At 62.7% G+C, this 23,344-nt stretch carries 13 protein-coding genes; 6 read left to right on the forward strand and 7 right to left on the reverse strand.

The genetic code is table 11. The annotated features are described in order from the left end of the window. The 5 genes from Q5H92_RS20345 to Q5H92_RS20365 all read right to left on the reverse strand — a co-directional run bounded on the left by Q5H92_RS20345 (position 1) and on the right by Q5H92_RS20365 (position 11,313). Positions 1 to 4,506, reverse strand: coding sequence for a DUF4394 domain-containing protein (locus tag Q5H92_RS20345; RefSeq protein ID WP_305013394.1), 4,506 nt, complete (start codon positions 4,504 to 4,506; stop codon positions 1 to 3). Between the two features lie 163 nt (positions 4,507 to 4,669). Further along, the gene (locus Q5H92_RS20350) at positions 4,670 to 6,091 is read right to left on the reverse strand and encodes an amidohydrolase family protein (protein WP_305013395.1); all 1,422 of its coding nucleotides are present in this window, start codon (positions 6,089 to 6,091) and stop codon (positions 4,670 to 4,672) included. A gap of 47 nt (positions 6,092 to 6,138) precedes the next feature. After that, the gene (locus tag Q5H92_RS20355) at positions 6,139 to 8,133 is read right to left on the reverse strand and encodes an ATP-binding protein (protein ID WP_305013396.1); all 1,995 of its coding nucleotides are present in this window, start codon (positions 8,131 to 8,133) and stop codon (positions 6,139 to 6,141) included. 202 nt (positions 8,134 to 8,335) lie between these two features. Next, positions 8,336 to 9,823, reverse strand: coding sequence for a M16 family metallopeptidase (locus Q5H92_RS20360; protein ID WP_305013397.1), 1,488 nt, complete (start codon positions 9,821 to 9,823; stop codon positions 8,336 to 8,338). Positions 9,824 to 9,843: 20 nt separating this feature from the next. After that, on the reverse strand, positions 9,844 to 11,313 hold the full coding sequence (locus Q5H92_RS20365) for a M16 family metallopeptidase (protein ID WP_305013398.1): 1,470 nt from the start codon (positions 11,311 to 11,313) through the stop codon (positions 9,844 to 9,846). Positions 11,314 to 11,483: 170 nt separating this feature from the next. Between Q5H92_RS20365 and Q5H92_RS20370 the strand changes: the two genes are divergently transcribed. Next, positions 11,484 to 14,063, forward strand: coding sequence for a bifunctional UDP-N-acetylmuramoyl-tripeptide:D-alanyl-D-alanine ligase/alanine racemase (locus Q5H92_RS20370; protein ID WP_305013399.1), 2,580 nt, complete (start codon positions 11,484 to 11,486; stop codon positions 14,061 to 14,063). A gap of 349 nt (positions 14,064 to 14,412) precedes the next feature. Further along, positions 14,413 to 15,765: an alpha/beta hydrolase family protein gene (locus tag Q5H92_RS20375; protein ID WP_305013400.1), complete on the forward strand. Its 1,353-nt coding sequence runs from the start codon at positions 14,413 to 14,415 to the stop codon at positions 15,763 to 15,765. A 214-nt stretch (positions 15,766 to 15,979) separates the two neighbouring features. On the opposite strand, the gene Q5H92_RS20380 is transcribed toward Q5H92_RS20375, so the two are convergent. Beyond that, positions 15,980 to 16,840, reverse strand: coding sequence for a carboxypeptidase-like regulatory domain-containing protein (locus Q5H92_RS20380; protein ID WP_305013401.1), 861 nt, complete (start codon positions 16,838 to 16,840; stop codon positions 15,980 to 15,982). Between the two features lie 325 nt (positions 16,841 to 17,165). Between Q5H92_RS20380 and Q5H92_RS20385 the strand changes: the two genes are divergently transcribed. Together Q5H92_RS20385 and Q5H92_RS20390 are read left to right on the forward strand one after the other, a co-directional pair. Next, positions 17,166 to 17,783, forward strand: coding sequence for an OmpA family protein (locus Q5H92_RS20385; RefSeq protein ID WP_305013402.1), 618 nt, complete (start codon positions 17,166 to 17,168; stop codon positions 17,781 to 17,783). Positions 17,784 to 18,046: 263 nt separating this feature from the next. Beyond that, positions 18,047 to 19,444 carry an alpha/beta hydrolase family protein gene (locus Q5H92_RS20390; RefSeq protein WP_305013403.1) on the forward strand — a complete coding sequence of 466 codons (1,398 nt, stop codon included), beginning with the start codon at positions 18,047 to 18,049 and terminating at the stop codon, positions 19,442 to 19,444. A 247-nt stretch (positions 19,445 to 19,691) separates the two neighbouring features. On the opposite strand, the gene Q5H92_RS20395 is transcribed toward Q5H92_RS20390, so the two are convergent. Beyond that, positions 19,692 to 20,591 (reverse strand): carboxypeptidase-like regulatory domain-containing protein, encoded by a 900-nt coding sequence (locus tag Q5H92_RS20395; RefSeq protein ID WP_305013404.1) that lies wholly within the window; start codon positions 20,589 to 20,591, stop codon positions 19,692 to 19,694. A gap of 217 nt (positions 20,592 to 20,808) precedes the next feature. Between Q5H92_RS20395 and Q5H92_RS20400 the strand changes: the two genes are divergently transcribed. Both Q5H92_RS20400 and feoB read left to right on the forward strand, forming a co-directional pair. Then, entirely contained in the window at positions 20,809 to 21,087 is a 279-nt protein-coding gene (locus Q5H92_RS20400; protein WP_305013405.1) for a FeoA family protein, read from the forward strand. 9 nt (positions 21,088 to 21,096) lie between these two features. Then, positions 21,097 to 23,295: a ferrous iron transport protein B gene (feoB, locus tag Q5H92_RS20405; protein ID WP_305013406.1), complete on the forward strand. Its 2,199-nt coding sequence runs from the start codon at positions 21,097 to 21,099 to the stop codon at positions 23,293 to 23,295. The last annotated feature ends 49 nt before the right edge of the window (positions 23,296 to 23,344 follow it).

The following is a 23,344-nucleotide window of genomic DNA, read 5'->3' on the forward strand; positions in this document are numbered from 1 at the left end:
TTATTCGACCACGAGGCGCTTGGCCACCAGGCCGGCCGTGGTGCGGGCCAGCACCGAGTACACGCCCGGCGCCAGGCCGGCCAGAGGCAGCTCCAGCGCCTCGGCGGCACCGGCAGCCAATGTGCGGGCCAGCACCGTGCGGCCCATGTTGTCGACCACCGTCACCTGAGTGGCTTGCTGGCCGCGCAGCGCTACCGGCAGCAGCAGCGTGGCCGTGTTGTGGGCCGGGTTCGGGAACACCGTGGCTAGCTGAGCCAGTGCGGCGGGCGCCGTGGCCAGCACGCGGTTCTGAGTGCTGAACACCACCGCGTAGCGGCCACCGGCGGCCCCATTGGCGGCCAGCGTGAGCGGGATGCTGGTGGTGGGCGTCAGGTTGGTGTAGGCGCCGGTGAGACCGTCGCGCAGGTAGGCGAAGTAGCCGGTGGGCAGGTTGACTAGGTTATCCACGGCCAGGGTGTAGCTGCCGGCCGTGGCAGCGGCTACGTGCAGCGGCACGGCCACATCGGCGCCGGTGAGGGCGGCTTGGCCGTTGATGGCCAAGGTTTCGGCACCGGCTTCGGTGGCCAGCAGCAGGCCGTTGGTCGAGGGCAGGTAGTGGGCATCAAAGCTGGCGTCGAAGCCAGCCGTGGCGCCCTGCTCGAAGTACACCACGGCCTGGTTGGCGGCGGTGGCGCTGCGCAGGGTGAGCGTCAGCTCGGGGCGGGTGCCGGCGGTGCGCTGGAAGGGCGTGTTGTCGGGCGCGTTGAGGCGGGCGGCGTTGGTGAAGTTCACCGCGCCCGTTTGGCCCGCGGCCGTGCGAACAAAGAAGCCCTGACCCACCGGCAGCACGTTGGTGCCGGTGTTGGTGCTCGCGCCGTTCACGTAGCTGGTGTAAGTGCCGGTGTACTGGCCGCTGCTCTTGAACACATACAGCGCGCTTTCCAGGCCCGAGGATACGCCCAGTACGGTGTTGTAGTCAATGGCGCCCGGGTAGGGGTTGCCCAGCAAGTGGTAGCCGGCCGAGGTCTGCGCGCCGCGCGCCAGGTTGGTGCGCGAGTAAGGGCCGTTGTTGAGCGTGCCGGTAAAGTCGACCAGCGCAGAAGCGTTGATATTCACCGTATAGCCGCGGCCCGCAACCAGCCCATCGCTGAGGTCGCCAGGCGAAAGGAAGCCGTTGTCAAAATCGCCTACTGCATAAGACGAGTTGCTGGTGGCCAGGCGCGACTGGTCGTAATAGAAGACGGTCGGATAAGGCTGCACCAGGCGCGGGGCATTGGACGAATTATAAGTCGAATTAACCGTCGGCGAATAGCCTGTGGTAGTGAAGTCGGCCACCGTGTTGCCGCTCACCGGCGAGCTGTAGTGGCGGTAGCCCGGGCCCGCGTTCAGGTTGGGCATGATGTAGCGCTGTACCGTGGTTTGGCCGCCTACCACTGCCGCGCCGTTGTTCACCACATAGGCCGTGCCCGTAGCGTCCGAGAGCAGCGTCAACAGCTGGCTGCTGGTCGTGTAGGAGCCGTTCAGCACCAGGCTGCGCCGGATGGCCACCGGGCCACCCGCCGCAACGCCTGCTGTGCCCACCGTCAGGTTCGGGAAGGTGGTGAGCGTGCCGCTGATGATTTGAATCGCAGCGCCGGCCAGCGTAATGCGGCCGGTCACATTCGCGCCCAAAGAGGTGATGGTAGCCGAGTTGTTGGTGATGTTGCCGCTCACGCTCAGTACCGCGCCATCGGCTAGAGTGAGAACGGCGCCGGTGTTCAGGGTCACAGCATTGGCCAGCTGGTTGCCGGTTACCACGGGGTCGTTGGCCACGTCCGGAATGGTCACGTTATCGGTGGCGGTGGGCACCTGGGCGGGGCTCCAGTTTCCGGCCGTGCCCCAGTCGGTGCTCACGGCGCCGGTCCAGGTCAGGCCCGCCGCGATGACGGGGCCGGGCGTGAGGAAGGCGGCCAGACCCGAAAGGTTGCTGCCGTTGCCGATTTGGCCCAGCGGAGTGAAGGTGCCGTTGGTCAGGCTCACGGTGTACAGGCCGTCGGCGGTGCTCGTGCCGGTCGCCGCTACGGCAAAGGCCGTATTAACCGGAACAGCCGGGTTGGTGAGGTCAGAATAGATGTCAAACTCAACCCCGTTGGCGGTGTTCACGGTGATGTTGGAACTGCCCAGCGTGGAATTGGTACCCGCATTTGGGTCGCTGAAGACCACGACCTGGTTCGTGGTCTGGTCGTAGCCGTACTGCGTGGTGCCAGTGTTCGCGTTGTTGTCGTTGTTAGTGTAGGCCGTGCCCGACAAGGCGCGCCCCGTGGGGCCGTCGTTCACCGTGACCAGCGCGCCGGCAGGGGTGAGGCGGTAGTTATTGCCGTTGGCGCCCACGATGCGGATGCGGTCGGCCACGGGGTTGAAGTCAAAGCCGATACCTGAAGCGGCACCCAGAGTCATCGCATTCAGGCTGCCCACCGCCGTCAGTGCGCCGGTCGTGATGTTGAGTGTGTAAATCTGACCCTGGCTGGTGGTCGCGTTGTAGCCCAGCGCGAACAACTGCCCGTCGAGCGGCCGGAAGTCGGTCCCGGCCAGCACCTGCGAGCCATCGGACGGCAGGCCGGTGATGTTCACCGCCGTGCGGATAACGCCCGGGTTGCCCGAGTCAAAGGAAATCAGGTTGCCGCTGGCCACTGCGTACAACAGTCGGCCCGTGAGAGTGGCGGCGGTGGTAGGCGTCGAGTTTGGCGCCAGCAGTACGGAAATGTCGCGCACAGTGGTAGCCGCGCCAATCGGACCCAAATCAGTGGCCACCTGCGCGGCAGTATTGGTAGGGCTGAGGGCGCTGAGGCTGTAGAAACGGCTGTTGACCTGGCCATTAGGCACCGCTGCCAGATACGGCGTGTCGCTCGTGCCGTCGAAATACACGTCCAAATCATTCACCGCGCCAATGGCCCCGCCTACGCCCGCGCCGTTCACGCCGTTCAGCTGGCGTGAGTTGGTGAGGGTGCCATTGTTCGGCGGGTTCTGGAACGAGACGGTGCCGCGCACGTGGTCGAGCACGTAGAGGCCGGTGGCCGTCGAGCCCACGAAGGAATTGGTGTAGGCGCCCGAACCCACGTTGGGGTCCTGGCCCGCGTTGGGGTCGCCGGCGGCGTAGGCCAGCGCGCCATCCATGAAGGCAATGGCGCCGTTGTTGGGGTTGAGGCGGTAGTTGGCGTCGTTGGCACTCACCACCCGGATGCGGTCCACGGTGGGGTTAAAATCGAAGCCGATGGCCGTGAGGTCGGTGCCCAGGGGCAGGTCAATGTCGGCCGTGCCCACGGCCGTGGCCACGCCGGTAGTCAGGTTGATGGTGTAGAGCCGGTCGTTGGCGCCGGTAGCCGGGTCGTAGCCCAGGCCGAATAACTGCCCGGTGTTGGGCCGGAAGTCGGTGCCCACCAGCGTCTGCGAAGCGCCCAGGCCGGTGATGGCCACCAGCGAGCGAATCACCGACGGGTTCTGGGTGTCGAAGCTGATGAGGTTGTTGTTGGTGGTCACGGCGTAGGCCAGCTGGCCCTGCAGGGCCGGCACCGAGCGCGGGGCAATGGCCGCCGCGATGTCGCGCACTTCCACCCCCGCTATGGCCGGCACCACGTTGGCCGAACCTACGCTGGTGGCTGCGCCCGTGGCCAGATTGAAGTTGTAGAAGTTGGTGCTGCCCCCGGTCGTTACCTCAATCAGGTAAGCCGACTCCTGACCGGTGCTGGGGTTGACGTAGATGTCGATGTCGATAGCGTTTTTGGTGCCAAAAGGGGCACCGTTAAACGTAATGGGCACTTGGGTGGCCAGCGTGCCGTTGTTCGGCGGGTTTTGCTGGGCCAGCAGGCCATTGGTTTCGTCGATGTCGTAGAGCACCGTGGTCGATGCTCCGAACGCCGAGTTGGTATAGGCGGCCGCCCCAATGTTCGGGTCGGCCGGCGTGCCGCTGGCGTAGGCCAGTACGCCGTCGTTGATGACAGCAATGGCACCGCCGGTGCCCGGTGTGGGGTTCAGGCGGTAGTTGTTGGTGTTGCCGGTGGTGGGGTTGTAGCTACTCACCACCCGAATGCGGTCCACGGTGGGGTTAAAATCGAAGCCGATGCGGTCCGATGGACCGCCCAGCTCTAGGCGGAAAGCCACGCCTACCGCCGTCACCGCGCCGGTGTTGGGGTCCAGCGTATACAGTTGGGAGTTGCTGCCCGCCGTGCTGGCGTTGTAGCCCAGCACAAACAGTTCGCCCGTAGCTGGGCGCGAGTCCATGCCCACCAGCGTTTGCCCGGCCGTGACGCCCGAAACCGTTTTCAAGGTGGTCAGGTTGATGGTTCCGGTTGCAACATCCAAGCTACCAAGTAGTTGAGTGCCGGCTGGTACGCCCACGGCGTTGCCAGCATTTGCATAGCCAAGGCCGTAAACCGTCTGGGCCTGCACGGCCGCTGGAACTGCGAACGCCAGCGCCAAGCCCGCCGCAGTACCTAGTAAACGACGAAACCGCCGGCTCGCTGCCAGCGGTGAAAGTAGGGGTGTGGACATGAAAGAAAGGGGTAAGGATGAAACGATACGTACGGCAATTTCACAGCCCGCTACCGCGGCCCGTTCCTTGCGTACGAGCTCACGGCCCCTTTCGGATTATGTCATTGATAGTTTTAATCTTAAATTAATTCCCACACCTGCCTTACACCGCCTCCAACGGCATTTAGCGGTTTTTCACGGCCCGCATTAGGTTGGCCAGCGCCGCCGCTGGGTAGGCCTTGCCGCGCGAAATCACAGCGTCAATCTGCCGGATGTTGGCGATGTTTTCGAGCGGGTTCGCGGTGAGCAGCACCAGGTCGGCATCGCGGCCCACAGCAATGGCGGCGGTGCGCTCGGCCACGCCCATAAACTTTGCGCCGTTGGTGGTGGCCGCCTGCAGGGCCTGCAACGGCGTGAGCCCCGCCCGCACCAGCAGCACCAGTTCCTCCTGCAATGAAGCGCCCGGGTAAACAAACGAGTTGAACGGCCCGCTGTCCGAGCCGGCCAGAATGGGGACGCCGGCGGCCTGCATTTGCGGCACGAGGCTCCGGAATTTGGTTTCGAGCTTTTGGCTGAACTGCCGGGCGGCCAGCGGCTGCTGCCGGGCGCTGGCCGCCCGGCGGGCGTAAGTGGCCTGAATTTTTGGGTCGATGTAGGCCAGCAGGGTATCGCGGGCGTGGTCGTTGTCGGGCAGCCCGGCCAGCGTTTGGCCGATGTAGAGCGTGGGCACGGCGGCCGTGTGGCGCCGGGCCATCAGCTTGAAAATGCGGCTGGCGGCGGCCGGGCTGTAGGTGTCGTACACGGCCGGCAGCATGGCGAAGAGGCCCAGCGGCTTAGGCGTTTGCAGGCTGGCGCGCACCAGCGCCGTCAGGCTGTCTTCCTTGCCCGAGCAGGCTTTAAATACATAGTACAGGTGCTCGGTGGCGTCGAGGCCGCGTTTCACGGCGTCGCTCAGCGTCACGGAGTAGGGCATGTGGCCGGTGGTTTTCAGCCCGCGCCGTTGGGCCTGCGAGATGGTGTTGAGGTAGGCTTCGCCCGAAATTTTGCTGTCGTAAATCTTTACGTAGTCCACCTTCAACCGCTGCAGCGAGTCCAGCGCCTTGCCAATCTGGGCCGGCGTTTCCACCTCCAGCGAGCCGGGCCAGTAGGCGCCGGGCCCGTCAATCTTGGGCCCCGAGGTGAAAATGCGCGGGCCGGCGTATTTGCCAGCGTCCATATCAGCCCGCCACTGCAGCACGCTGGTCGTCATGTCGCCGCCGCAATCGCGCACCGTGGTGATACCGTGGGCTAAGTATAGCGTGAGGCTCTTCTTATTAGCCGCCACCAGGCTGTCGCCGCCCCGAAAGTGCACGTGCATGTCCCACAGGCCCGGAATGAGGTAGCGGCCATTGCCGTTCACATATTGTTTGGCGGCATAGCTGTCCTTGTCGGCGGGCTGCACCTCCACAATTTTGCCCCGCGCAATGGCCACCACCTGATTGGGCCGCAACTGCCCGGTGGCCACGTCGACGATGGTGACGTGGTTGACAACTACGTCATAAATTGGCAGTATGGTGGGGCGGCGGGCGCAGCCCGCCAGCAAGGCGGCCAAGCTTAGGCCAAGCAAAACGCGGGTAAAATGCATGCGGGGGCGGCAAACGGCTGGCCGCAAAGTTAGGCCGGTAGCCGCACCGTAAATTCGGTGAATTCTCCTTCCCGCGTTTCCACCGTGAGCGTGCCGCCGTGGCCTTTAGTGATAATGTCGTGGCTCAATGACAAGCCCAGGCCCGTGCCCTCGCCAGCCGGCTTAGTGGTGAAAAACGGCTGGAACACCTGCCCGGCCACTTCCTCTGTCATGCCAATCCCATTGTCGCGCACCCGGATTTCGACCCCGCCCTCCGTGCGGGCCGTTTGCACGCTAAGTACCGGTTGGTAGTCGGGAGTACTTTCCTGGCGCCGGCGCACGGCGTACAAGGCATTGGTAAACAAATTCAAGAAAGCGCGGCCCAGCTCCTGCGGCACGGCCGGGACGGGGGCTAGGTTGGGCGCAAAATCAGTGTCGAGCTGCACCGGCGCAGCCCCGGCCGGCGTGGGCGCCGCCTGAGTGGCCAGGCGCAGGCTGTCGGCCAGCAGGGCGTTGAGGTCGGTGGGCTCAAGCGGGCTGGTGCCGGTGCGGGCGTGGGCCAGCATGTTGGTGATGATGGACGAAGCGCGCTGCCCGTGCTGGCTGATTTCGCGCAGGTTCTGCTTCAGGCCGGCCATGATTTTCTGCTCCAGGCCGTCGGTACCGGGCTGGGTGGCGTCCTGGTCCAGCAAGGCCTCGCTCACGGCGGCGAAGTTCCGCATGAAGGCCAGCGGGTTTTGCAGCTCGTGGGCAATTCCGGCCGACAGCTCGCCCACAAACGACCATTTCTCGGCCGCTACCAGCTGGGCCTGCATGGTGCGCAGCTCTGTCAGGGCTTGGTCGAGGGCGTTGCGCTGGGCTTCAATCTGGGCGTTGCGCTCGTTCAGGAGCTGGTTGGCGCGGCGCTGCTGGCGGTTGGTGCGCCCCAGCAGCAGGGCAATCAACAGAATGAACACCAGCGCTGTCAGTAACCCCATGCGCTGGTAGTTAGCGGTTTGCAGCTTATGCTCGGCCCGCTGCTGCAGCTGCCGCTGCTGCTCATTGAAGGCCAGCAGTTGCAACTGCCGGAACTTGTCGGGGCCGAAGAGGCTGTCGTGCGCCGCCACGGCCAGGGCCTGGTAGCGGAAGGCACTATCCAGGCTGTTTCGGGTTTTGTGGAGGCGAGCCAGCAAGTTGGCCGCATCCAGCACTGTGATGCGGTACGACACGCGTTGGGCGTTTTGCAGCGCCTGCCGGGCGTAGCGCAGGCTCGAATCGGGCTGGTGCAGCGTTTGGTAGAGGTCGGCCATGCGGTACTGGGCCATGGCGCGGTTGCGCAGGTCGTTGGTCAGGATCGTTTCGCGCAGGGCGCGCCGGTAGTAGTCGAACGCCTCTGGATAATGCCCGAGCCGGGCCTGCACCCGGCCCATGTTGCGCAGCGCCAGCGCTTGGGCCAGCTTGGGCTTGGGAAATCGAGCAATAAGCTCCTGGGCCTGGCGCTGGCGCAGCAACGCCGAGTCCAGCACATCGAGCCGCTCGTAGCAACTGCCCATGTTGGTGAGGCTGCCGGCTACCCAGGCCGGCTGGCCGATACGCTGAAAAAGGTCCCGCGACTGCTCGTAGTAGCGAATGGGCGACCGGTACTGGCGCAGGTCAAAGCTGATGTTGCCCAAGGCGTTCAGGCTGGCGGCCTCGCCCTCCAGGTCGTAGGTTTCGCGGCTGATTTGCAGAGCAATAAGCTGGTTGGCAAAGGCTTTAGGCAATTCGCCACGCTCGCGCAGCACAACGCCAATCATGCCCTGCGCCTGGCCCCGGCCCTTGTCGAAACCCAGCTCCCGCGCCAGCCGCCAGGCTTTTTGGGCCATGGCAATGGTCGTATCGGGCTGCGAAGCCCGGAAGCTATACGCCAGCTTCAGCAGTGCCAGCACCCGGGTCGAGTCGGCCGGGGCGTGCGCGTAGGCGCGGCGCAGGCTGTCGGTGGCCGGGGTTTGGGCAGCCGCCGGTCGCAGCAGCCCCGCCATGAGCAGCGAGCCAACCACGAAAAGCCGACGGACAGCCTTTGGCAAGAAATAGAGAGTGCGGATACGGGAGAGGATAAAAAGAATCAGCTAATTGGCGTAGGGAAACCATTACGCGTGCCGAGTGTTTTCGGCGAATGCCGCCGTTGTTAAGCGGCGCGGGGCCTAACTCCGTCGCATATTGCCTGACGCAAAAAGCCGCCCCAATCTCTCAGAGCGGCTTTTCAGAACCTGCCAGCAGCTGTGGCGGCTACATGGGCTTCTTGCGCTCGGCCTGGAATTTCTTCAGTTGCGGGTCCACCACTTTTTTGTCGCCAACTACCACAATGGTCATGGCTTCGGGGCGCACGTACTTGCGGGCGGTTTCGCTCACCTGCTGGGGCGTCACGGAGTTGATGTTCTTCACTTGCTCGGTGAGGAAGCTCTCGGGCAGGCCGTGCAGGTCCAGGTTGTTGAGCTGGCCGATAATGCCGTCGGGCGTGGAGTTTCGCAGCACAAACAGCCCGCCCTCGTAGTTCTGAATGCCGCGCAGCTCGTCGGCGGAGGGTGCGGTTTTCTGCAGGCGCTCCACTTCGTTCATGATTTCGCGCAGCGAGTTGCCGGTGTCGCCGGTGGTCACGTCGGCGGTTTCGGTCCAGGTGGCGGTGCGGTAGTGCGTGCCGATGGAGCTGTAGGGCGAGTACGTGTAGCCCTTGTCTTCCCGGATGTTGCGCGTGATGCGCGAGCCAAACGAGCCGCCCAGCAGCGAGTTCATCACCCGCAGGCGGATGTAGTCGGGGCTGCTGGGGTCTACCACCGGCAGGCCCACCACAATGGTCGACTGCGGCGCGCCGGGCCGGTCCTGGGTCAGCAGGTCGCCCTTGGTGAGCGGCTTGGCGATGTCAATCTTCGGCGCCGGCCCCTGCGGGAAGCCCGCCCAGGCCGTGCTGATGGCCTGGCGCAAAGCCGGCGCATCAAATTTGCCCGCCACGTACACACTGGTGCGCTGCGCCCCGAACTGGTTCTTGTAGAAGTTCTGCGCCTGTTCCAGCGTCAGCGCATCAATCTGGGCATCCGTCGGCAGGTCGCGGCCATAAGGATGGTCGCCGTAGATGGCGTGCGAGAACTTCATGCGGGCCTGCACCCCGGGCTGGGCGCGCGACAGCGCCATTTGCCGCTTCAGGTCGCTCTTCAAACGCGGCAGCTCCGAAGCGGGTAGGGCCGGATGCTGCACCACGTCGGCCATCAGGGTAGCCAGCTCGGGTGCGTACTCGCTCAGGCAGGAGGCCCAGAGCGTGGTCTGGTCGAGGCCCACCGAGATGTAGAGCGAGCCGCCCATACGGGCCACACGCTCAGATACTTGCGTGGCCGTCATCGTGCTGGTGCCTTCCTGCATAAGCTTGCCCAGCAGGTCGGCCACCGATTCTTCGTTGGCCGCTTCGTGCACGTTGCCGGCCTGAATGGCCACCATCATGCTCACCTTCGGCACCTGGCCGAAGGGCACCAGCCGGGCGCGCAGGCCGTTATCGAGGGTGAAATCTTCCTTGGCGGGCAAGGCAAAGTCGCGCGGGGCAGCGCCTTCGGGTGGGGCCTGCTTGGGCGCAGACGGCGTTTGGGCGGCGGCCACGGCTTTGGCTACGCCGGCCGCGCGGGTGGCGGGCTTGGCGGGAGCTTTGGTTTTGGCTGGGGCCTTCTGGGCGTGGGCGCCGGTAGCAGTTAAGAGGGCCGCACTGAGCAACCCGATAGCTAGCTTCTTCATAATGAAAGTAGGAGGGAAGGCTAGCTTTTGGCCAGCGGGTTGACGGTGATGATGGTGCGGTTGGTGGGTCGCAGGTACTCGCGGATGGTCTTTTGCATGAGCTCCGGCGTCACCTTGCGGAACTCACCTTCGAGCCGGTTGATGCGGGCCGGGTCGTTGTCGAACATCGCAAACGAGGCCAGCAAATCGGCCCGTCCGAAGTTGTCGGACCCGCTCACCTGGTCATAAAATGCTGAGCGGATTTTCACCAGCGCCAGGTCCAGTGTGGCCTGGTCGATACCCTTGCTGCTGAGCTTGTTGATTTCCTGGTCGAGCACGCGCACCACCGAATCAGCCTGCACCGCCGGGTCGAACACCAGGTCGCCCATCCACAGCATAGGCCCGTTGTAGTTGAACTGGTTGCCGAGGTAATTAATGCCGCCGCTCACGTTGCTGGCGTAGCCGCGCTTCTGCACCAGGGCCTGGTAGAGGCGGCTGTCGTTGCCCTGCAGCAGAATCTGGTCGAGCATTATCATGGCGTAATACTCGGGCGTGTTGCGCTCGGGCATGTGGTAGCCGAAGGCCAGCGCGGGCTTGTTGGCCAGCTTGTCGTCCTTGCTGAAGCGCTGCTCCTGCTCCTGGCGCGGCTCCGCGATGTCGGGCTTGGGCGGCTGCGGGGCGCTCGGAATGGCGGCGTAGTACTTCTGCACCCAGGCCCGGGCCTCGGCGGGCTCGAAGTCGCCCACCACGGCCAGCACGGCGTTGTTGGGCGCGTAGTAGGTTTTGAAAAACGACTTCGTATCGGCCAGGTTGGCGGCGTCGAGGTCGCTCATGTCGCCGTAGAAATTGTGGGCATTGTTCCAGTTCTTGTTGGCTTTCATGGGCATGTCAATCCACGGAAAGCCGCCATAGGGCTGGTTGAGCACGTTCACGCGCACCTCGCTTTTTACCACGCCCTGCTGGTTGGTCAGGTTGGCTTGCGTGATGGCCAGGCCGCGCATGCGGTCGGCCTCGGCCCACAAAATGGTTTCGAGCTTGTTGCTGGGCACTACCTCAAAGTAGTTGGTGAAATCGAAGCGCGTTGAGCCGTTCAGCACCCCGCCGTTCTTCTGAATCAGGCCAATAAACTCGTTCTTGCCCAAGTTCTGCGAGCCCTGAAACATCAGGTGCTCAAACAAATGCGCGAAACCCGTGCGGTCGCGCGGCTCGGTGCGGAAGCCCACGCCGTAGTAGGCGGCCACCGTGGCTGTGGGCGCCGTGTGGTCGGGCGAGAACACCACTTTCAGCCCGTTGGGCAGGGTGTAATATTCCACCGGCACCTGGAAGGCGGGCCCAGCGGGCGCTGGCTTGGGTGCTGGCGCCGCGGCCATGGTGGCCGGTGCCGCGCTGGTAGCCGTAGCCGCAGTAGAAGCCGTGGCCACTGAGGTGGCCTTGGGGCTGCACGCGCCGAGGGTCAGGGCAGCGGCCGGTGCCCACAGCAGGCTACGGCCGAGGTTGGTAAACTGTCTCATAGGTAAGGAGGTAAAGTGAAAAAATGCAGAAAAAGTGAATGGCAACATTTGTTGTTGCAATAGTAGCAAAACCAATTCAACTGTGGGCGGTCGGGGGCAATGATTCCGGCTGTCACCGCGTCGTTGCACCGCCAGAATGCTTTTCCGCCCATCTGCCCGACCTTTGCGCCGTGTTCGCCTTCTCTTCGCTGCCGGGCCTGCTGGCCGGCCACCTCCTGCAAGCCCCCGCCGACCCGGCCGCCGAAGTCCGCCACCTACTGCTCGACAGCCGGCGCGTGGGCCTGCCGGCTGGCGCGCTCTTCTTCGCCCTGCGCGGCCCCAGCCACGACGGCCACCGCTACCTGCCCGCGCTCTACGCCCAGGGCGTCCGCCTGTTCATCATCGAAGCTGGCCGAGACTTGCCCGACGGTCTGGCCGCCTACCCCGGGGCCGGCATCATTGCCGTAGCCAGCCCGCTGGCCGCGCTGCAGGCGCTGGCCGCTGCTCACCGCGCCGCCTTTGCCGGCCCGGTGCTGGCCATCACCGGCTCCAACGGCAAGACCATTGTGAAAGAGTGGCTGGCCCAGCTGCTGAGTCCCGACGAGGACATCTGCCGCTCGCCGCGCTCCTACAACTCGCAAGTTGGTGTGCCGCTGAGTGTGTGGGAGCTGAACCCGGTGCGCCACACGCTGGGTATTTTTGAAGCGGGGATTTCGGAAGTAGGGGAGATGGCGCGGCTGGCCGAAATCATCCAGCCCACCGAAGGCCTGTTCACCAACCTCGGTACGGCCCACGATGCCGGCTTCAACTCGCAGGAACAGAAGCTTCTTGAGAAGCTCAAGCTGTTCCGGGGACCGCAGTTTCAGCGCCTGTTCTATTGCTACGACCAGCCGCTGGTGCGCGCCGCCGTGGCCGAGCTGGGGCTGCCCGGCTACAGCTGGACGCGCCAGCCCGACCAGCCGGCCGATGTGCATTTTGCCCCGGCCGGCAGCGCCGAGGGCCGCACCCGCTGGCAGGCTCAGGTAGCCGATGGCAGCGCGCATGAGTTCACGCTGCCTTTCGCCGACGAGCCTTCCATCGAAAACGCCCTTCATTGCCTCGCCGTGCTGTTGCACCGCGCCGTCGAGCCCGCCGAAATCCAGCGCCGCCTGGCCCGCCTGCACCCCGTGGCCATGCGCCTGGAAATGAAGCTGGGCCGCCACGATTCCTACCTGCTCGACGATACCTATAACAACGACCTCGCGGGCCTGTCGCTGGCACTCAACGCGCTGGCCCGGCAGCCCCGCCCCGGCCGCCGCACCCTCATCCTGAGCGACGTGCTGGAATCGGGCCTGAGCAGCGCGGAGCTGTATGCCCGCGTGGTGGCCCTGCTGCCGGCTGCCGGCATCACGCGGTTGATTGGGATAGGAGGGGAGATTTCTGCTCAATTAGGAACGAAGAATGAAGAGTTAAGAATGGAATCTAGAGCAGCCGAAGATGCTGTGAGCAGCCAATTCCTCATTCCTCATTCTTCATTCCTCATTCAAACCTTCCCCACCACCGAGGCCTTTCTGGCGCAGCTCAACCCCGCTGATTTCGCCCGGGAAGTGGTGCTGATAAAGGGCGCCCGCCGCTTTGGTTTCGAGCGCATTGTGGCGGCTTTGCAGGCCCAGCAGCACGGCACGGTGCTGGAAGTCAACCTCGACGCCCTGAGCCACAACTTGCAGCACTACCGCCGCCAGCTGCAGGCGGGCACCAAGCTCATGGTCATGGTGAAAGCCTTTGCCTACGGGGCGGGCTCCTACGAAGTAGCCAGCCTGCTCGAATTCCAGCGGGCCGACTACTTGGCTGTGGCCTACGCCGACGAAGGCGTGGCCCTGCGCGAGGCCGGCATCAGCCTGCCCATCATGGTGATGAACCCGGCGCCCGATTCTTTCGACCTGCTGCGCCAATACCGCCTAGAGCCGGAAATCTACTCGTTCGAGATGCTGGATGAATACCTGGCCACCTTCCGCACCCTGGACGAAGCGGCCCTGCCCGCCCCCAAAATTCACCTCAAGCTCGACACCGGCATGCGCCGCCTCGGCTTCGACGAAGCCGACCTGCCCGCGCTACTGGCCCGCCTGCGCACCCACGCCGCCCGCCTGCCCGTGGCCAGCGCCATGACGCACCTAGCCGCCGCCGACGAAGCCGGCCACGACGACTTTACCCGGCAGCAACTGGCCGCCTTCCGCCGCATGGCCGCCGCTCTGGAAGAGGCGCTGGGCCACCCCGTGCTAAAACACGCCCTTAACTCGGCTGGTATTCTGCGATTTCCAGATGCGCACTTCGACATGGTGCGCCTCGGCATCGGCCTCTACGGGGTGGATGCCAGCGGCCGCGACACCGACGCCCTGCGCCCCGTGAGCGAGCTGCGCACCAGCATTTCCCAAATCAAAACCCTGCCCGCCGGCCACACCGTGGGCTACGGCCGTCGCGGCGTGGCCGCCGACACGGAACGCCGCATTGCCACGCTGGCCATTGGCTACGCCGACGGCTACGACCGGCGCTTCGGCAACGGCGCGGGCGTGGTGCTCATCCGGGGGCAGCAGGCGCCGCTGGTGGGCTCCGTGTGCATGGATATGTGCATGGTCGATGTGACGCACATTGCCGACGCGCAGGCCGGCGACGTGGCCGTGGTGTTTGGGGAAGGGCTGCCGCTGCCCGAACTGGCCAGTCGCATTGGCACCATTGCCTATGAGCTGCTCACCAACGTGAGCGAGCGGGTGAAGCGGGTGTTTGTGAGCGAGTAGCGTAGGCTGGCACTTGCAATAACAAGTGTTGCCGGCTTGCTATTAGCAGGAAAGAGCCGTTTTTGGTCTCCATCCGTTGCGTCGTAATGCGCCGGAGCACGCTGCTGTATCGATGTTTAAACCCAAAGCCCCGGTTTTCAATCAGAAGCTGGAGCTTTTCGTCTGCAATCGATGCCGCGCCACAATGTTGGCAAGATATTTATTTTGCTACTTTACCATTGCCATCCTTTGCCCCTAATAACTTTGGGGGGCCATTGGCCTTTTCGATGCTCCTTTTTTAGCTATGACCATCAATACGTATCGTTTACTCCGCCTCTTTAGTGCGTTATTATTCTGCTTCACGTTAGCAATGCCGGGCGGGGCCCGCGCCGGAGCCGCGCCGCGCGTGGTGGCCGATGCGCCCGCCCTCGACGGCCTCTGGAAAGGCCAGCTGAAAGTGCCCGGCGGCCAGCTCGAAGTCATTTTTCGTTTCGTGAAACTGACCGGCGGCGAATACTTTGCCACCATGGACGTGCCCTTGCAGAAGGTGAGCCGCATGGCCGTAAAAACCGAGGTGAAAGGCGACACCGTGCGCCTCTTCGCCGAAGAAGCCAATAGCCGCTTCGTGGGCAAGGTGTCGGCCGATGGCAAGCAGATGGTGGGCCTATGGCAGCAGCCCGGCTTCAAAGTGCCCATGACGCTGGCCTTCAGCCCCCTGCCGGCCATGAATGCCAAAAATGTGCGCCTCACCCCGCCCTACCGCGAGGAAGAAGCCACCTTCAGCAACCTCACCATCAACACCCGCTTGGCGGGCATGCTCACCATTCCGGCCGGCCCGGGGCCGTTTCCGGCCGTGGTGCTGCTCTCGGATGCCGGGCCGCAGGACCGCGACGGCACTGTGGGGGACTTCGCTCCGCTGGGCCTGCTGGCCGATTACCTCACCCGCCGCGGCGTGGCCGTGCTGCGCTTCGACGACCGGGGTACGGGCAAATCGGGCGGCACCCCCGCCGTCACCACCGCCGACCTTGTGAGCGACGCCCAGGCCGGCCTCAACTACCTGCGCACCCGCCCCGAAATCGACCTCGCCCACCTTGGCCTGGTGGGCCACGGCGAGGGCGGCAACGTGGCTTTGCTGGCCGCCGCCCAGCCGCTGCCGCCCGCGTTTGTGGTGGCGCTGGCCGCCTACGGCCTGCCGGGCCGCGACATTGTGGTGCAGCAGCAGGCCACCACGCTGCGCACCCTCGGCACCGAAACCGCCCAAATTGAATCGGCCACTAAGCGCCAGCAAGCCATGCTGGAAATCATCCGTCAAACCACCGACAATGCCCAGGCCCAGGCCATTGTGGCCAACATGCTGAAGCAGAACAACGCGGCCATCGACAACGCCACCGCGCAGTCGAGCGCTGCCGAAATGACCTCACCGCGCTACCGCTATTTCCTGGCTTTCAACCCTGTGGAGAAGCTGGCGGCCGTGACGTGCCCGGTCCTACTTCTCAACGGCACTTCCGACCTCACCATCAACGCCGACGCCAACCTGAACGCGCTGAAAAACGGCCTGAATAAGAACAAAAGCGTGACCGTGAAGAAGCTCCAGGGTGTAAACCACCTCTTCCAGCCCGACCAAACCAAGTGGCCCGTCATCAACGGCCAGCCCCAGCCCAACTTTTCGCCCGAGGCCCAGGAAACCATCCGCGAATGGATTGTGGTGCAGGCCAAGAAGTAAGGCGCATGCAGACGGAACTGTCATTGCCAGGCCGCAGGCCGTGGCAATCCGTCCTGTTCTCAGCGACTAACATCCTATCGTGACAACCGAAGGTCAGCGCAGCTAACGCCTAATAAAAAGCCCCGGCACTGCGCAGTGCCGGGGCTTTTTATTAGGCGTGTCTGGAGTTAACAGGACGGATTGCCACGGGCTGCGCCCTCGCAATGACAAATGCTTATTTAATCATGTCCACTTCAGCCTTAATCATGGCGTTGTAGCGGCGGCCCTGGCCGTTGGCCAGCGTGAGCAGGTTCCAGCCCTTGCCAATGGTATAGCTCCAGGTGCGGCTTTCCTTGTACTCGAAGGTGGGGCGCATAATCTGGCCGTAGGGCGTGTAGTTGTCCATGAAGTTGGTGGTGTAGAACTTGTCGCCGCCCACAATCCACTCCATGGCCACGAAGAAGCCTTCTTCCGGCGCCGGAATGTTGTAGGTGCTCAGGTCGATGGTGTACCACTCGCCGCCGCGCGACGCCGACACCACCACGTTTTCGGTGAGCAGGTCGGTGTTGGGGGCGTTGTAGTTGCCGTCGGCCTTGTAGAGGCGCACGCGGAAGGGCTCGCGCGGGAAGCCGTTTTCGCCGATGTAGAACGACACTGTGCGCACGTTGCCCAGCTTCTTCTGCTTGTCGTTTTTCACGAAAAAAGCATACTGGCTGCCCGGCAAGCCCTGAATCATGCCTTCGCCCGGATTGTTCGATTTCGAGCCCAGCTCCAGATTCTTCACTTTGCCACCCTTCACGGTGAAACCTTCCAGCTTCACTTCGCGCTTTTTAAGCTCGATGATGAGGTCTTCGGTGCTGCCGCGCTTGATGAACAGGGCGGTACGCTCGTAGCCCAACGTCATGACAATGAGCGAGTCCTGGCTGGTCTTTTCCAAGCCAGCCAACTGAAAATAGCCATATTCATTGGTAAGCGCACCAGTGCCTTCTTCGCGCAGGCCAATGGAGGCAAACGGCACCGGGTCTTTCGTTTTGGCATCCACAACGCGGCCGGTAATGCGGTTTTCCTGCGCCCAGCTTAGGGCAGGCAATAACATCAAAACCCAAAAAGCGATAAGAGGTAAGCGTTTCATCATTGCCAAATATAAGATAACGGGGGGCGACTGGCAAATTTACAAATTCTGGGCCATACTATCATCAATGCTATTGACTGAGCGTAATAACCGGACGGCTGAATGCAAAATAGATTTGGCCATTGAACGACTAAAAATTGCTTTTAGTACTACAAAAATACGCGCAGGAGCATTTTCTTGTACGGGCAGGCAAAGCCGAATATTTGGCCGGTTTTCTAAAAAAAATAACATAGCTGGCCTGCCTGCGTAATGCAGTCCGTTCCCATTCCTAACGTCATCCTTCCCGTTCATGAAAAAATCCTTCCTTTCGCTGTTGGCCGCCACGGCGCTACTGGCAAGCTGTGAAACCAAGCACTCCGAAACCAAAGACCAGCTCGCCGAAGCCGGCCAGGACACAGCTGTGATGGCCCGCACCGGCCAAACGGCTGGCGACATGGCGGCCGGTGCCGCCGCCAGCGCCGACAACGCCTGGGACATGACCAAGGCCAAGCTGGCCGATGTGAAGTTCAAGGAAATCACCTCGCCCGGCGTGACCGTGCGCGGCGATAGCACCTACAATGTGTACAGCGTGGACGAAACGGTGCTCTTCGACACCGATAAGGCTGAAATTAAGCCCGGCGCTGCCGAAACCCTGAAACAGATTACCGGCTCCATTGGCCAGCGCTACGCCACCAGCCAGGTGCGCGTGATGGGCTTTGCTGACTCGCGCGGCGACAAGGACTACAATAAGGACCTGAGCGAGAAGCGCGCCGAAGCCGTGAAAAACTACCTCGTGGCCAATGGCCCCATTGATGCCGGCCGCGTGAGCGTGGAGCCTATGGGCGAGGCCATGCCCGCTGCTTCCAACGCCACCGCCGCGGGCCGCCAGGAAAACCGCCGCGTGGAAATCGCCGTGCGGACCAAGTAATCGGGCGTCATTCGTTTGCCGCCTGTCTGGGCCCGGTCGTGTTCACGGCCGGGCCTTTTTGCAGCCCACCCAAATCAGGGTTTAGGCAACTTGCGAAGGGGATTTCAAACTAAATTAACAATAGCTAATACTGAATAAAGCCAATAATTTTGCGACCTTGCTGAACCATAAGTTGGCGCAATGCGGCCAGCGTCAATTTTCTGGCGTCTGCGGTTGTTGCTTATCTTTCGGGTGCCATAGATGGATTTGTATCAAGGACGAGAATGAAAAGATGTTTACTGGGAGTGCTGTTGCTGCTGGGCATGATGGGGGCCGCATGGGCCAAGGTGCCGGGCGCTCCTACCGAGGAAACCCTGCCGCTGGGCGGGCTGTGGAAAGGCAAGCTGCCGCTGCTGGGCGGCCAGTTGGATGTGACCATTAGCGTAGTGCCGCTGGCCAACGGCAAGTTTTTTGCCGCCCTGGATGTGCCCGCACAAAAGGTGAGCCGCATGGTAACGGAGCTGACCGTGCGCGGCGACTCGGTGCTGATGCGCATGCCGGGCGCCGACAGCCGCTACGCCGCCCGCTTCGACCGCACCAAGCGTGAGCTGAACGGCACCTGGACGCAGGGGCGGGAAAAATCTTCGGTGCGCCTGTATTATTTCCCCATGCCTTCTATTGCCGGGCCGGGCACGCGCCTCACCCCGCCGTATCGGGAAGAAGAAGTAACCTTTAACAACCCCGTGGGCCGGCTAAACCTGGCCGGTACCTTCACGGTGCCGCCCGGCAAGGGGCCGTTTCCGGCCGTGGTGCTGGTGAGCGACGTGGGCGCCCAGGACCGCGACGGCACCATTGGCGACTACCACCTGATGGGCTCGCTGGCCGACTACCTCACCCGCCGCGGCATTGCCGTGCTGCGCTACGACGACCGGGGCGTGGGCAAATCGGGTGGCAACACCGCCACCGCCACCACCGCCATGCTGGTGAGCGACGTGCAGGCCGCCGTGAACTTCCTGCGCTCGCAGCTTGAAATCAACATCAACCGCATCGGCGTCATTGGCCACGGCGAGGGTGCCAACGTGGCCCTGCTGGCTGCGGCCAAGCCTTTGCCGCCGGCCTTCGTGGTGTCGCTGGCCGGCTACGGCCTCACCGGCGAGCAAACCCTGCTGCAGCAGCTGGTGGACGAGCAGCGCGCCCAGAAAGTGGACCCCGCCAAGGTGCAGGCCAACTACGAGCGCCAGCGCACCATGTACGATATCATGCGCCAGACCGGCGCCCCGCAGGCCCAGGCCATCGTGGCCAACATGCTGCGCCAGGACCAGCCCGACCTCGACGCCAAAGCGGCCCAGGCTCAGGCGGCCCAGCTGCTCACGCCGTGGCGGCACTATTTCCTGTCGTTCGACCCCATTGATGAGCTTGACGAGGTACGCTGCCCCGTGCTGCTGCTCAGCGGCACCGCCGACCTGCAAGCACCGGCCGAACTGCACCTCACGGCCTTGGAAAAAGAGCTGAAAAGCATCAACCGCGGCACGGTTTCCAAACGCTTGCCCGGCGTCAACCACCTTTTTCAGCCCCCCAAAACGGAGTGGACGCTGATGAATGGCGAGATGATGCCCCTGTTCTCGCCGGTGGCGCTGGAAACCATCCGGGAGTGGATTGTGAGCTTGGGCGTGAAGAAGTAACGCCTGCCGTTGCGGGGAGGCACGACATTCCGCGTAGCAAGCAGCGTCAATCCGGCCTGTTTTCAGTGACCAGCCTAATAATGTGACAACTGAAGGTCAGCGCAGCTAAAGCATAGTAAAAGCCCCGGCACTGCGTAGTGCCGGGGCTTTCTGATAAAAGGAAGTGTCTGGTTTTGACAAGACGAATTGCTTCGTCTCCGCTTGATGCGCGGAATGCTCGCAACGGCAAACGCCTGCCTGCTGGTGCTTACTTAATCATGTCAACCTCGGCCTTAATCATGGCGTTGTAGCGCAGGCCCTGGCCGTTGGAGGCGGTGATGAGGCTCCAGCCTTTGCCGATGGAGTAGTTCCAGGTGCGGCTTTCCTTGAATTCGAAGGTCGGGCGCATAATCTGGCCGTAGGGCGTGTAGTCGTCCATGAAGTTGGTGGCGAAGAACTTATCGCCGCTCACTACCCATTCCATGGCCACGAAGAAGCCTTCTTCCGGCGCCGTAATATTATAAGGCGTCAGGTCAACGGTGTACCATTGGCCGCCCTGGGGGGCCGATACTACCACGTTTTCGGTGAGCAGGTCGGAGTTGGGGGCGTTGTAGTTGCCGTCGGCCTTGTAGAGGCGCACGCGGAAGGGCTCACGGGGGAAACCGTTTTCGCCGATGTAGAACGACACCGTGCGCACGTTGCCGAGGCGCTTCTTTTTGTCATTCTTAACAAAAAAAGCATACTGGCTGCCCGGCAGGCCCTGAATCATGCCTTCGCCCGGGTTGTCGGTTTTGGCGCCAAGGCCCAGGTTTTTGACTTTGCCGCCTTTCACCGTCACATTGCTTAGTTCGACGGCCCGTTTGGGCACTTCGATGGTGATGTTGGCCACGGCCACGCCGCGCTTCACAAGCACAGCCCGGCGGGCGTAGCCCAACGCGACGACCACCAACGAGTCGGCCGTGTTTTGCGTGGGGGCTGGCACGATGAAGATGCCGTGTTCGTTGCTGAGCGCGCCGATTTGTTCGTTTTTCAAGCCAACCGAAGAAAAAGGCAGCGGCTCTTTGGTGTCTTTATCAACGATTACCCCTTTAATCTGAACCTGCTGAGCCCAGCCCGTGGTGGTTGATAAAGCTATAAATAGTGCTAATAAAAGTAGGCGTGTATACATAAGACCCGTGATAGAACGGACAAAATTACAAATTCGAGCGCAGAAAGTTATTAGAAATTATTAGCACATCCAACCATTGCCAAAAACCTGATGCCTAAATGGCATAAAAACGGGGTGGTAACCTTGCATTTGGCGGGTGGTAAAAAAATCGTGCAAGCCAAAAAGCTTTTGCCGTCGTACTTTTGTTTGTATTCTTTCTAAATAAGATTTCCCACCCGTGGCCCTCTTCCGTCGCTCTGCGCCCAAACCTGTCGCTGCCGCCAATGCCCGGCGCTCGGCCCAAGACCTGCGCGTGGGCGAGGCCGGCACCATCTGCTGCCTCGAAGACCCCGAAATGGCGCTGAAGCTGCTGGAAATGGGCTGCGTGCCCGGCGTGCAGGTGCGCCTGAGCGGCCGCGCGCCCCTCGGCGACCCGCTGATGCTCGTGCTTGGCGACCAGGAATACACCCTCTCGGTGCGGGCCAGCGAGGCCGCCACCATTATGCTGAAAGAATAGAAGTAACGGATGGCGGCAACCCTGAGCAACCCGGCGGCGGCAGAAGCGGCGGCTTCGCAAGCCGGCCCGCGGCCCGTGCGCATTGCCCTCATCGGAAATCCGAACAGCGGCAAAACCTCGCTCTTCAACCAGCTCACGGGCCTCAACCAGAAGGTGGGCAACTTCCCCGGCGTGACGGTGGACCGCAAAACCGGCGTGGCCCAGCTCACGCCCGGGCAGCGGGCCGAAATCATCGACCTGCCGGGCACCTACTCGCTCTATCCCAAGAGCCTGGACGAGAAGGTAATAACCGACCTGCTCTACGATAAAACCACCGATAACTACCCCGATTTTGTGGTGGTGACGGTGGACGCCAGCAACCTGCGCCGCAGCCTGCTGCTCTTCACGCAGCTCGGCGACTTGGGCCTGCCCGCCGTGCTGGCCCTCAACATGATGGACGTGGCCGAGCGCCACGGCGTGAACATCGACCTACCGGCCTTGGAGCGCGAGCTGGGCGTGCCCATCATTCCGATGAACGCGCGGAATGGCATCGGCATCGCGGCCCTCAAAATTGTGATGGCGCAGCGGCTTGATACCTTGCCTGTGCGCTGCTGGGAGCCCGACGAAAAGCTGCTGCCCATGGTGCGGCAAATCCGCTACTACTTCGACCTGCACAACGACTACCTGGCCCTGCACTACGCCCAGCAGTACCGCCAGATTAGCTTTCTGAGCGCCGACGAAAAGGCGCATATTCAAGAGCTAACGCAGCAGTACGACTTCGATGCCACGGCTCAGCAGGCGGCCGAAACCATTGCCCGCTACGCCCGCATCAACGAAATATTGCTGGAAACGGTGACGGTGACGCGCACCGAGCAGCGCGAGCCGGTGAGCAACCGCATCGACCGCGTGCTGACGCACCGGGTGGGCGGCTACCTGATTTTTCTGGGCATTCTGTTTCTGCTGTTTCAGGCCATTTTTGCTTGGGCGCAGTACCCGATGGACTGGATTGACCAGGGCATTTCGGGGCTGAGCGCCACCATTCAGGACAACTTCCACGGGCCGCTCATCCGGCTGCTGACGGAGGGCGTGCTGGCTGGCCTGGGCGGCGTGCTCATCTTCATTCCGCAGATTGCGCTGCTGTTTGGCTTTCTGGCGGTGCTGGAGGAAACGGGCTATATGGCTCGTGTTACCTTCTTGATGGACAAGTTGATGCGGCCGTTTGGATTGAGCGGCAAGAGCGTGGTGCCGCTGATATCGGGTCTGGCCTGCGCGGTGCCGGCCATCATGGGCGCGCGCACCATTGAGAGCTGGAAGGACCGGATGATAACCATCTTCGTGACGCCGCTCATGTCGTGCTCGGCGCGCATTCCGGTGTACACGGTGCTGGTGGCGCTGGTGGTGCCCGACCGCGCCGCCTGGGGCATCTTCAACCTGCGCGGCGTGGCCCTGATGACGCTTTACCTGCTGGGGTTGTTCTCGGCGCTGGGCTCGGCCTGGGCTTTGAAAAAGCTGCTGAAAGCGCGGGAACGAAGCTATTTCATCATGGAATTTCCGGTGTACCAGTGGCCGCGCTGGAAGAACGTGGGGCTGACCATCTACCAGAAAGTGCAGGCCTTCGTGTTGCAGGCGGGTAAGGTGATTGTGGCTATTTCGGTGCTGCTGTGGGTGCTGGCCAGCTATGGCCCGGGCAATCGGCAGGACGAAGCCGTGTCGCAACTCATCATGCAGCAGAACATTGGGTTCAGCTCGCCGGAGGCCATGGCTCGCTACAACAAAGAACACCCCGAATACCAGGAAGATATGGCGCGCCGCGTGGCCTCGGCGCGCCTCGAAAATTCCTACGCCGGCACCTTCGGCCACCTCATCGAACCGGCCATCCGGCCGCTGGGCTACGACTGGAAAATCGGCATCGCGCTGCTGACTTCGTTTGCGGCGCGGGAGGTATTTGTGGGCACTATTTCCACCATTTACAGCGTGGGGCAGGACGCCGACATGGGCACGCTGCAGCAAAAGCTGAGCGCCGAGCGCGACGACGCCGGGCAGCCGTTTTTCACGCCAGCGCGGGCGTTTTCGCTGCTGGTGTTCTACGTGTTTGCCATGCAGTGCATGAGCACACTGGCCGTGACATACCGCGAAACCAAGAGCTGGCGCTGGCCGCTGGCCCAACTGGTTTACATGACAGGGCTGGCGTACGCGGCGGCCTTTGTGGTGTATCAGGTCTTGAAATAGAGGGTGATTTTAATTAGACAAATTCTAATTAGTTATTTAGAATTTGTCT

This window comes from Hymenobacter mellowenesis (assembly GCF_030581005.1).
Taxonomy (GTDB): Bacteria; Bacteroidota; Bacteroidia; order Cytophagales; family Hymenobacteraceae; genus Hymenobacter; species Hymenobacter mellowenesis.

Coding starts and splice junctions, on each gene's coding strand:
- Q5H92_RS20345 (WP_305013394.1), bottom strand. CDS start 4,506: ATGTCCACACCCCTACTTTCACCGCTGGCAGCGAGCCGGCGGTTTCGT.
- Q5H92_RS20360 (WP_305013397.1), bottom strand. CDS start 9,823: ATGAAGAAGCTAGCTATCGGGTTGCTCAGTGCGGCCCTCTTAACTGCT.
- Q5H92_RS20365 (WP_305013398.1), bottom strand. CDS start 11,313: ATGAGACAGTTTACCAACCTCGGCCGTAGCCTGCTGTGGGCACCGGCC.
- Q5H92_RS20375 (WP_305013400.1), top strand. CDS start 14,413: ATGCCGGGCGGGGCCCGCGCCGGAGCCGCGCCGCGCGTGGTGGCCGAT.
- Q5H92_RS20380 (WP_305013401.1), bottom strand. CDS start 16,840: ATGTTATTGCCTGCCCTAAGCTGGGCGCAGGAAAACCGCATTACCGGC.
- Q5H92_RS20385 (WP_305013402.1), top strand. CDS start 17,166: ATGAAAAAATCCTTCCTTTCGCTGTTGGCCGCCACGGCGCTACTGGCA.
- Q5H92_RS20390 (WP_305013403.1), top strand. CDS start 18,047: ATGAAAAGATGTTTACTGGGAGTGCTGTTGCTGCTGGGCATGATGGGG.
- Q5H92_RS20395 (WP_305013404.1), bottom strand. CDS start 20,591: ATGTATACACGCCTACTTTTATTAGCACTATTTATAGCTTTATCAACC.
- feoB (WP_305013406.1), top strand. CDS start 21,097: ATGGCGGCAACCCTGAGCAACCCGGCGGCGGCAGAAGCGGCGGCTTCG.